General features: G+C 53.5%; 2 protein-coding genes. Both read left to right on the forward strand.

The window, feature by feature from the left end; genetic code table 11:
* Positions 1-468: 468 nt before the first annotated feature.
* Positions 469-798, forward strand: a complete 330-nt coding sequence (locus D5269_RS17900) for a hypothetical protein (RefSeq protein WP_016316024.1) — start codon at positions 469-471, stop codon at positions 796-798.
* Positions 798-998: a hypothetical protein gene (locus D5269_RS17905; protein ID WP_016316023.1), complete on the forward strand. Its 201-nt coding sequence runs from the start codon at positions 798-800 to the stop codon at positions 996-998. The genes D5269_RS17900 and D5269_RS17905 overlap by 1 nt, the downstream gene beginning before the upstream one ends.
* Positions 999-1,070: the final 72 nt, after the last annotated feature.

Raw genomic sequence — 1,070 nt, forward strand, 5'->3', positions numbered from 1 at the left:
CCTGGCCGTGGCCGCGCACTGTCGGGCTTTTCCCAGACGATGCCGGGCAAGCTCCATTTGATTTTCACTGGACACGGATGAACACCCCCTCTGTGTATGATTTTCTATTTCATTATACGCTATCCCCTTAAAATCTTCAAGCCAGGCATCCTGGATTTTACAGGATGTCTTTATTTTATCCAAAAAGGAAGTGCTGCCTATGTATCTCACCCGCTGGATGTGCCCTTTGCGCCTGAAGCATCATGCCACCCACAGGGAGCTGGCCGAGGCCGCCTAGGTATCCCGCCAGCGTATCATCGAGATCGAGTTGGGGGCCGACTACACCACCGAATACCAGCGCCGACTGGTAGCCAAGGCTTTTCGCTCTGTTATAACAAAACGGGGAGTGGATGGCGCCTCTCTGGAAAAAGATTTTGAAAAGCTGGAATCCCGGCTTCTGGAATACGCAAAGGACGGTGAAGGACTGCTATGAGCTATGTGACCTACCATATCCCCGCCAACTACACCGATGCCGGGCGGCTGTTCGGCCTGTTCCCCATCCGCAACACGGTGGAGGCGGCTATCATCGCCGTTCCCACTCTGTTTTTCTGTTTCCGGCTGCTGCCTTTCGCCCTTACCACAAATATCGTCATCACCATGGCCCTAGTAGTCCCATCGGTGGGCTTTGCCCTCATCGGCCCGGGGGACGACAGCCTTTCCCGGGCCCTGATTGCCTGGTGGAGATGGAAACGGAGAAAGAAAATCATCACCTTCCGGGGGACGCCCCTGGAGAGCAAAAAGCGCGGGAGGACTGTGTAATGGGACTGAAAGAACTTATCTTCGGAAAGCAGATCAAGCAGGCCCACGCCGCCCAGTACCGCAACAGTACCCAGGGCTGGCTCCCGGTGCTGGATGTGCAAAACGGCGTCATTGTCACCAAGGATGGACGGTATATAAAGATACTGGAAATCATGCCGGTGAACTTTTATCTAAAATCGGCTAGGTTGTGTCGTCAATAGAAATGTGCTATAATAGTCCTCAAAGTAGCAGGAGGGCAGAAAAATGGCGAGGGAACAGCATCGACATGATAT

Source organism: Anaerotruncus sp. 1XD42-93 (genome assembly GCF_009917605.1).
Lineage (GTDB): Bacteria > Bacillota > Clostridia > Oscillospirales > Ruminococcaceae > Anaerotruncus.

Coding starts and splice junctions, on each gene's coding strand:
- D5269_RS17900 (WP_016316024.1), top strand. CDS start 469: ATGAGCTATGTGACCTACCATATCCCCGCCAACTACACCGATGCCGGG.
- D5269_RS17905 (WP_016316023.1), top strand. CDS start 798: ATGGGACTGAAAGAACTTATCTTCGGAAAGCAGATCAAGCAGGCCCAC.